This window comes from Bradyrhizobium genomosp. III (assembly GCF_000261705.1).
In the GTDB taxonomy this organism is placed as follows: Bacteria; Pseudomonadota; Alphaproteobacteria; order Rhizobiales; family Xanthobacteraceae; genus Bradyrhizobium; species Bradyrhizobium ottawaense.
Map to the genome: position 1 here is coordinate 1 of NZ_AJQF01000528.1, position 8,632 is coordinate 8,632.

Consider the following 8,632-nt stretch of genomic DNA (forward strand, 5'->3'; position numbering starts at 1 on the left):
GAGCAACATGCATTGCCGACGGATCGACAGCGCCTGGTCGACGCGCTCGAGCATTCCTCGACGGTCCGGCGTGCTCATCTTCCGGACCTCCGCGCTAAAAACTCGCGCTCGACCGTCAGTTTGTCCGATCTTGGCGTGCAGCTTCTCGATCTCGCGTTCGCGCGTTTCCTTCGCTCTCGCGCCCGACACCCACGTCAAAAGCCGGGCCGCCTGGTCCAGCAGCTGCTTCTTCCAAGCATAGATCTGGTTCGGTGAACCTCATAGCGCTGGGCCAGATCGGCAGCCGTCGCCTGCTCCCGCACCGCTTCCAGTGCGATCTTTGCCTTCAACACCGCGTCGATCTTCCGTCGCGTCTTCTTCGTCATCATGCCCTCCGTCGATCAAACGGAGCGGCCCTTTTCCAACCTGGCCTCTCGTCCCAAAACCGGGGTCCATTTCAGGGCACCATTCGCCGGGTCACGCGCAACGTCAAACGCCGGCGGGATGCCGGTATGACCTTGCGATGGGTCGCGGCCGGCATGATCGAGGCCAACAAGGGTTTCCGATGATTGAAGGCGCATAAGAAATCGTCGGTTCTGCGTGCGGCCCTTCAAGCTCACCACGATCGCATGACGATCAAGCCCGTTGCCCACGTCACGAGCGCGGCGCTCAACAGCGATCGGGACATCTCCCGCTACCTTCGCTCACGAAAGGTCGCGCAGCGGGCATTGATCGTTCTCACCCAACTCGGCGAGGTGCGGAATGGCCCGTTTCAAGAACAGTGCCGAAAGTTCGGTGGTGATGCGAAAATCCAAAATTGCGTATTTCGCTCGCTATTTCTTTGAGCTTGTGAAAAACGGGCGCACTGCAAGGTAGGAGCAGCGGCACAGCTTTCGTCCGTTAGAATTGCTGGTCGTCCCACGACATGTTTCTCTCCTCGGGGGATTGCGAACGAAGATCGAGGGCGACTAGGCGAAGAGTCCACTTCTCGACGTCGCCCCCGCAACAAACCACCCAGCCCCCGACGGGCTGCCCACGCAGCGTGAGCATTGTGCGAATCGATTTTCGTCCGGTGCGATCAGCTCCACATGTTTGCTAGGGAGCTGTCGCATTGCCTGGCCGAAAATGTTCCTGAACTGAGTTGTTGCCTCACGTAATTTTCTCTCCACCGCTGGTAGCGCCAGATCCGTCACCTTTGATTGTTCTCGCAGCGGCTCCAAGGCGATCTTTGCCTTCAGCGCTGCTTCGATTTTCCGTCTCGTTCTTCTTCATGGTCTCCGTTTATCAAAACAAAACGGCATCCGCACCATCTGAGCCGCCGGTCCAGAATCCGAGGCCACTTCACCTCACCGACCGTGGGTACTCACCTCGATGTCAGGGTCCAATTATTGAAGTTGAAGTTCATCCCACCTGGAGAGGAGGTGATCTCAACGCCGTATTGGACGTTGCCGACGTTTATCTCCCCAAAGTACCCTTTAGACTTGATCCACTGCAGGACACTCTTGATATCCACCGTCCCACTGTTGGTCTTCGAAGTGCGCAGGAATGAGATGACCTTATGGTGATTTTCTCCTTGAAACACGTTCCAAGTCGCTCCGCCTACATCGACATTTGTGTAGATCGGTATCGCCGCCCCGGAAGAAGCGTACTTGTAAGAAATGGGCTTGACGTTGCCGCCACCATCGGGATTGCCGGTGTAATTCGTCCAGAGCATTATCTCATACTGATTTGAGCTATCCCAGATATCGTAGGCGACGTCCCAGGCGCCGCTAGTCGGAACTTCCTGATTGAAGTTCGAGATCAGAGTGTTGATCGAACTGAGCGGTTTGCCGACATTGAAACCCTCGTGGGGATAGCTCTTGATGCCACCAGTATCAGGCTGGTTCGACCACACCCCCCACTGGTTGACAGCACTCACCGAGATAGTCTGGGGTCCTGCGCCCCTGCCCCATACGTCGTTGTTCCAACTGTAGCCATCGATTGAAAAGCTCCCGTATTGAGCGCTCGAACTCCATATCGGAGCTTTTGCCGATATTGGCACAAGCGCAACACTGGCCGCACTCAGGGCCGCAAACACCTTTAGCTTTGACACGCTCGCCATTCTCAATCTCCAACCTGACCTTTGCCCGCTCGCCCCTCGCAAGAGTTGGGCCATTATGCGCAGAGCCAGACGTGCTATTTTTCTCGCGCTCCGGGTTGCGTTCCCGACAGGCTGGCGGATTTCAGACAGGGTCCCGCCGCAGGATTGGTTGGAATTGAAAGCGGCGTAGTCTCTGAGGTGATCAACCTCGAATCATCCGCCGTTTGGAGCGCCGGATCGGAGACCATGCCATGACCAGCAATGTCACAAAGATGCATTTCCCCGCCGTGTGAAAGAGAGACGGCTCCGCAGCTTTTCGAAATTGGTTCGATCCGGTTGAAACGGCGGTGCGGAAACCAACGCGGGAACTCATTAGAGGAATTGCTCCGCAGCGAGCTCGATGCGGCCCTTGCGCGGCCGCGCTACGGACGCGGCATGAAGGCCGGCCATGAGGAACGCCCCGTTACGGGCATCGACACGGCAGCCAGCCGCGGTCGCTGACCGGTAGCTTCGGGTCGATTAAAATCGCGGTCCCGCGTGCGCGGCTTGACACCCGCGATGGGGGACGACCGAATGGAAGAGCCAATTGCTGCGGGCTTGCAAGGATCGCCTCAGCCCTGCCGAAGTAGACATCGACAGGAGTGAGGTTGTCGATGCTCTCATGATAGCGGACGTGATTGCAGTGTTCGACGAACCGGGACGAAGCGCATGGTATTGCGCGCGACAGCTTCGCTGATCGCCTCTGCGTCGGCAGCATCAGTCTTCCCGCGCTTGAGTAGAGTCGAGGAGAGGCGCGGTGATGCGCTTGTTGCGCGTTCCGTTTCCTCTCCCCGCTCATCAAACCGGACGTGCGGTTTTCCCGCATCCGGCTTTCCGACAGGTTTCGTCACAAGGCGCACGTCGGCGACACTTTGCGCACGCGGTTCAGCACAAGTACGCCAGGGTTCCCATAGATCTGATCAGAGAACCGTCTGACGCCACGTCCTGGCGTCTTATGTCGTCTGCGCAGAAAGGCGAGCACGCGGTCAAAGACGTGTCGATCAACGGCCTGATGAGCCGTAGCAAGCGAGCCATAGCTGAAGTAAGCGGACCAGCCGCGCAGAAGGCGGTTCAGTCGTGCTTGTACTTCGGGCCAAGCGCCCTTGTTGCCCGGCGTCAGCAGTTCGCTGACCTTCCTCTTGATCCGCAGCACGCTTTTCTTCGACGGAGCCGCGCCAAGATACCACCGCCCCCCATTGCGGAAGTGGCGGGGTCCGAGCGTGTACCCAAGGAAGTCAAAGCTTTCCAATCGGGCATTCTTCACCGAGGTTTTAGTCTCGTTGAGTGTCAGCCCAAGCTTGGTCATCACCGCTTTCGTCCACGTCAATGCGTCTTCCGCGTGGCCGCGGCTGAGAATGACGAAGTCGTCGGCATAGGAGATAATCTGGCCATGGAATGCTTCACACCGACCGCTGAGACGCCAATGCTTCAGGAACCGGTTCATGTAGATGACGGAGAGCAGCGGACTGATGACACCCCCCTGTGGCGTGCCACACTTGTTGCTCTTACCGCCGCTCATGCGCCGTTTCCCGTTGCTATCCCGCTCCTCGACCGGTACTCGCAGCCATAACTTAATCAGCCGCAGCACATTCCGGTCGACGATGCGTCGGGCCACCGATTTGAGGAGGTCCGAGTGCGGTATCGTGTCGAAGTATTTCGACAAATCGGCGTCAACAACATCTGTGTAGGCCCGGCACATAAGCCGGTGCACTTCCTTGACGGCATCGACCGCGTTGCGGCGCGGGCGATATCCATAAGCTCCGTCCTCAAAATCCGCCTCGAAGATCGGTTCCAGCACGATCTTTGCAGCAGCTTGGACGACCCGGTCCCGGATTGTTGGGATACCGAGCGGACGTTCGCCGCCGCCGGGCTTCGGGATCATCACCCGCCGCACCGGATCGGGCCGATAGGTCTTCGTGACGAGTTCATCGCGCAGGCCAGCCAACCATGCTTCGAGTCCCGACGCGTCGATCTGTTCGAAAGTTATTCCGTCCACTCCCGGCGCACCCGCGTTGGCGCGGGCCAGCTTGTAGGCATGGCTCAGAATGTCCTCGCGGCAGATCTTGTCGTACAGCACGTAGAAGCGGAAGGCAGGCTCCGCCTTCGCCTTACAATAAAGCTTTCTTTCTCTGAAGGCTCCTGATCTTATCGGGCGTTTCAAGGCTCATCGCCAATCTACCCTTTCCCTCGCCATCTTCAAAAGCGCACCTGAAGTCAGGGTCCTTTCCTCCGCCGGAATTACCCGGTTTCATCGGTACCTTTGACCCTGTCCGACTCCCGTCCGGTCCATCGACTACTCAATGCTGAAGGCGCGACCTTCGACCAAGACGGGTCTCCCCCGATTACCCGTACTACCTTTCCAACGTGCCGTGCCCATTACCCCGGTGAACCAGACAGGTGCGTGCGTCGATTGCTTCCCTGTCCGCACGGCCTTCCCCGCCATACGATCGGGTCGGCATTCACATCGTAACTTTCGAGGCGTGCTCAGGCTTCACTCACGTTACGGCCCGCTGGATTGCTCGGCCGCCTAAAGCGACCTTTGTCACGAGGCTTCGATCCGTCCGATTGCTCGTCCAAACCGCTCGTCAGCTACCAGATCAATCGACAACTCTCTGGGTGGATCCTTCCTCCACTGGTAATACGCGCCGTCGGGGCGCACCGAATGGCTTCACATATTGAGGTAGCAGCAGTTTGACGTCATGACCCAAAGCCGCGATCTCGCGCGCCCAAAACCGACATGGCTGAAGTGGAACAGTTCTGCGCGTTCGTCGAACTCGAGCTTTCCCAGCACAGCCGTGACCGCCTGCCCGCTATTGCGCGCCTCGGTCGTGGTGGTGACGTCCCCCGACGTGACCCGCATGCGCCGCTATCCGTGCCTCAGAAGCCGATTGCGATCGTCCCGAATGTTCGTAGACCTATACTTAGCATGTAGGTCTCATTCAAGACGGGGGGCACGCCGCCTACCGTATAATTGTAGGATTTCAGATAGTTCAATCCCAGCACCAAGCAATCGTCGACATAGCCGGCACCGACCACATACTGGTTGATCTCGTTGGCCTCGAGGTCCCAGCGCGCCGAGCCCGTGACCACCCAGTTGGTCGCGACCTTCAGCGAGCCGGTGGTGAGGATGCCTTCGCGGCGGGTCAGATAGCCGAGCTCCGGCTGTGCCGCGTAGTTGCCGTACATCACGCTGATCGACCAGCGATCGAAGTTGGCGCGGCCTTCGGCCTCGAAACGCTGGACGTTCCAGGTCTGCTCGTCCATGCGGGAGCGGACGCTGAAGGTGTAGGTGCGGTTGGGCGAGTAGTCGATACTCGCCACGTAGTCGGAGCGGGGCTTGTCGAGACCGGAATCGAGGCCCGTGTTGATGGAGTCCCGGACCGCGTAGGAGTTCATGCCGAACAGCTGGTAGGACTGGCCGAACAGCACCTTGGCCGCGCCGCCCTTGTCGAACTGCGTGGTGGCCTGCACGCCGACATTGGCGCGGCCGCCGCCCTCGACGCGGTCGTAACCGGAGAACTTGTCGACGCTGAACAGGTTCGACGTTTCGAATACAAAACTCTGCGCATCCTCGTTGGGAAACTTGCCGGCATAAGTCTCGTTCGGGCGGATGATGATCTGCGCGATCGGCTCGACGGTGGTCGAGCCCCAGGGCTGAACGTTGATGAAGGGATAGCGGTATTCGAGGCCGACCGTCGGCATCAGGCGGAATGCCTGGGTGTCGCCGACCGGTAGGTAGTTCGACACGCCCGGCTGGTTCGAGACCGAGGAGTTGATTGCATCGGCGCGCAGGCCGGCGAACGGCGTCCAGATCTGGCCGAGCGGGTCGGTGAAGGATTTGCGCCACTGCGCTTCCGCCGACAGGCGGGTATAGGTGCCGGGGAAGCCGCGCAGCAGGCACTGCGATGGCGTGCGCGCGAGCGGATCGGCCGACGCCGTCGTGCACAGGCTGTTGGTGTTGGCGAGCGTGGTGATCGGATCGAACACGGCGCTGTCACGCGACAGGTTGACGGAGTTGGTCTTGTAGCTGAACTCGCCGCCGAACACCGGATAGTTGAGCACGTTCGAGTAGTCGATCACGGGGTAGACGATCGGGACCTTGTCCTGGTTGCCCGAGAAGCTCCGCCAGTACATCGTGCGTGCGTCGAAGAAGCTGCGATTGCCGGCGCCGGTCAGATAGAGCTGCGAGACCGCGTCGGTCGGCAGGTTCAGGAACGAACCGAGCGGGTCACGGTACTGCGACAGGCGGTAGTCCGAGAAGAAATAGTAGTCGGACATCACGACGCCGTCCCAACCCCAGACCCATTTGTCGTTCAGCGCGAACTGACCCTTGGTCTCGACGGCGCCGCGCCACTGGCGGTCGCCGGGCTGCCCGGCGAAGGCGCCGCGATCGAGCTGGTCGATGCCGTAAGCACGGATCTGGTAGGCGCCGCCCATCAGGCGCTGGCGGAACTCCGCCTGGAACAGCACGCCCTGCCTGGAGGTGATGCGCGGGTTGAAGGTCACGTCCATATCGGGCGCGATCGCCCAGTAGAACGGGACCTCCACGCCGTAGCCGTAGCCCGTGTTCGAGGTGAAGCCCGGCATCAGGAAGCCGGACTTGCGCTTCACGGTCGGGTCGGGCGTCGAGAAGTAGGGCATGTAAGCGAGCGGCACGCCGAAGAACTCGAGCTGCGCCGTCTCGAAGTACAGCATCTTCTCCTGCTGGTCGTGGATGATGCGGGCACCCTTGACCTGCCAGAGCGGTGGCTTCTTCGGATCGTCCTTGCACGGAGCGCAGGCCGTGTAGACGCCGTTCTCGAACACGGTGTAGTTGCCGCTGGAACGGTCGGCGCGCGTTGCGGCCATCCGTGTCCGGTCGGCGGTATCGACCCGGAGCGAACCGACGAATCCGTCGCGATAGTCGTCGGACAGATCGATCGTCTCGGCATAGGTGATCTTGCCCTCGGCATCCGTCATGCGGATGTTGCCTTCGGCATGGAGCCGCTTGGTCTTCTGGTCGTAGGCGACCTTGTTAGCCTCGACGCTGGTGCCGTTGTAGAACAGCTGGACGTTACCGACCGCCGAGATCCGCGAATTATTGTAGTCGTAGACGACCTCGGTCGCCTGAACCAGCATCTGGTTGTCGTTGGCGGCCTTCGGCGGCTTCGGACGCGGCGGCTGCGTATTGTAGGAGACGTTCTGCGCCGATGCCTTTACGACGGGGCCGAAACCAGTCGCGATGACAACGGCTATGGCAAGCAAGCAGTCGCAGACTAGCGACGTGAAGAGCCACGGATCGTGCCCTGGCGCAACCGCAGTCAGTTTGTGACGATGCGCAGCCACAGCCACTAACCTTTCCGTCGGGTCAGCAAGGCCAACAATCTGATGAAGCGGCCAACGCAGACTGGCGGCCAGACCGAAGTCTCCAGTTGCATGAACTCACACTTACTTGACGTCCTGATACAACTAGCCACAACAGCGAGCAGGAAAATGGTGAACACGTTACCTTAAATTCTCGGCATCGAGCCGTAGCACTGGCTCCAGCCCTCTTGCGGTTGCGCAGAAACCCTCGGCAATCGACGCGAACCGCTACGCTGAAATCTCTTCAAGTCGGCCTCGCTTCGGCCCAGGGAATTCGTGCTGAAGGCGTCGCGCTGGAAGGTTTGCGGAAGCATGTGATGGCTGATCTGACGGGTTATCAGGTTCATCCGAACCGAACTATGCCTGGAAGCACAGCTACTGGAGCAAGCTGCGAGAGCCCAGGAGCAGCAGCAGCGCTATGGGCGGAGCGCGAAATGCCGATCGCGGAGAAACTCCGCGTCTCCGATAGGCGATCTTGGGCGGCAGCTTTTTCAGCAAAGGGATCAGGAACACGAGCAGTCCGCGCTCATTGGCCAAAGCTTTGACGAACTGTCGGTCCGCCGACCATGCCACTTGGTTCGCGTGGGTCGTTCCGATATCTGTCAGCTGCGACCTACTCCGAAGGATGCTGATCTGTTGTTGTTGCGGCGAATATGCCAGCTGCTTGCTAATCGGCCGTTTCACGCCCCCCGGCGCATGACGGCCATTATGCGGGCCGGGAGCCATGCGGTGAAGCGCGAGCGGGTGAAACCGTTGATGTGCAGAATGGGAAGGCTCAGGCCGAAGCCGCGAATAACGCAACCGTCGGGGCCAGAGGCCAATGTTGTGTTCTGCTCCGCCGTTTGCGGATTGGTGCCAGAGGATCAGACACAGCTTCACTGCTGGCCCAAAGTCGGCCGGGCCGGCCTGCCGCGGGCTAGAAGCGCAATGGTTGTGGCTTCCCAAAGACGAACTCCAGATCGCATCATGCACTCCGCTGCCCCTTCCTGTCCAATAACGAGCGCCTGCGCAAACGAAGCAAGCTGCGTGCCGCTCGAAGATGGAGATCCTCAAGCGGGTTTGTTCATGGTACATGCGTCCGGTTGTGGACATTGGTCCGAACCAGACAATCGAGTCCTTGGCAGTGATATCGGTAGTTGGTGGAACGCACGATTGCACTAGGGTCCAGACTCAATTGAGCCAATATGCGAC

5 protein-coding genes and 3 pseudogenes are annotated in these 8,632 nt (G+C 59.7%); 2 read left to right on the top strand and 6 right to left on the bottom strand.

Annotation, left to right across the window (positions count from 1 at the left end):
- Both IC66_RS48055 and IC66_RS47435 read right to left on the bottom strand, forming a co-directional pair.
- A pseudogene (locus tag IC66_RS48055) lies at nucleotides 1–198 on the bottom strand (hypothetical protein); the annotation flags it as partial.
- Entirely contained in the window at nucleotides 195–368 is a 174-nt protein-coding gene (locus tag IC66_RS47435) for a hypothetical protein (protein WP_162131359.1), read from the bottom strand. The pseudogene IC66_RS48055 and the gene IC66_RS47435, both read right to left, overlap by 4 nt.
- A 72-nt stretch (nucleotides 369–440) precedes the next feature.
- Here IC66_RS47435 and IC66_RS44555 point away from each other — a divergent pair.
- Nucleotides 441–647: pseudogene (locus IC66_RS44555) on the top strand (IS256 family transposase); the annotation flags it as partial.
- Between the two features lie 695 nt (nucleotides 648–1,342).
- Here IC66_RS44555 and IC66_RS0140855 read toward each other — a convergent pair.
- Nucleotides 1,343–2,080 carry a glycoside hydrolase family 12 protein gene (locus tag IC66_RS0140855; protein ID WP_014497847.1) on the bottom strand — a complete coding sequence of 246 codons (738 nt, stop codon included), beginning with the start codon at nucleotides 2,078–2,080 and terminating at the stop codon, nucleotides 1,343–1,345.
- A 293-nt stretch (nucleotides 2,081–2,373) separates the two neighbouring features.
- Between IC66_RS0140855 and IC66_RS49345 the strand changes: the two are divergent.
- A pseudogene (locus IC66_RS49345) lies at nucleotides 2,374–2,702 on the top strand (IS256 family transposase); the annotation flags it as partial.
- 243 nt (nucleotides 2,703–2,945) lie between these two features.
- On the opposite strand, the gene ltrA reads toward IC66_RS49345, so the two are convergent.
- From ltrA to IC66_RS0140875, 3 genes are all read right to left on the bottom strand, one after another.
- Entirely contained in the window at nucleotides 2,946–4,259 is a 1,314-nt protein-coding gene (ltrA, locus tag IC66_RS0140865; protein ID WP_244429244.1) for a group II intron reverse transcriptase/maturase, read from the bottom strand.
- Between the two features lie 507 nt (nucleotides 4,260–4,766).
- On the bottom strand, nucleotides 4,767–4,958 hold the full coding sequence (locus IC66_RS0140870; protein WP_014497849.1) for a hypothetical protein: 192 nt from the start codon (nucleotides 4,956–4,958) through the stop codon (nucleotides 4,767–4,769).
- Between the two features lie 17 nt (nucleotides 4,959–4,975).
- Entirely contained in the window at nucleotides 4,976–7,342 is a 2,367-nt protein-coding gene (locus IC66_RS0140875) for an LPS-assembly protein LptD (RefSeq protein ID WP_223153708.1), read from the bottom strand.
- Between the last annotated feature and the right edge of the window lie 1,290 nt (nucleotides 7,343–8,632).

What these genes read in the sequence shown, in the direction of transcription:
- IC66_RS47435 (WP_162131359.1), bottom strand. Translation starts at nt 368, where the DNA reads ATGATGACGAAGAAGACGCGACGGAAGATCGACGCGGTGTTGAAGGCA.
- IC66_RS0140855 (WP_014497847.1), bottom strand. Translation starts at nt 2,080, where the DNA reads ATGGCGAGCGTGTCAAAGCTAAAGGTGTTTGCGGCCCTGAGTGCGGCC.
- IC66_RS0140870 (WP_014497849.1), bottom strand. Translation starts at nt 4,958, where the DNA reads ATGCGGGTCACGTCGGGGGACGTCACCACCACGACCGAGGCGCGCAAT.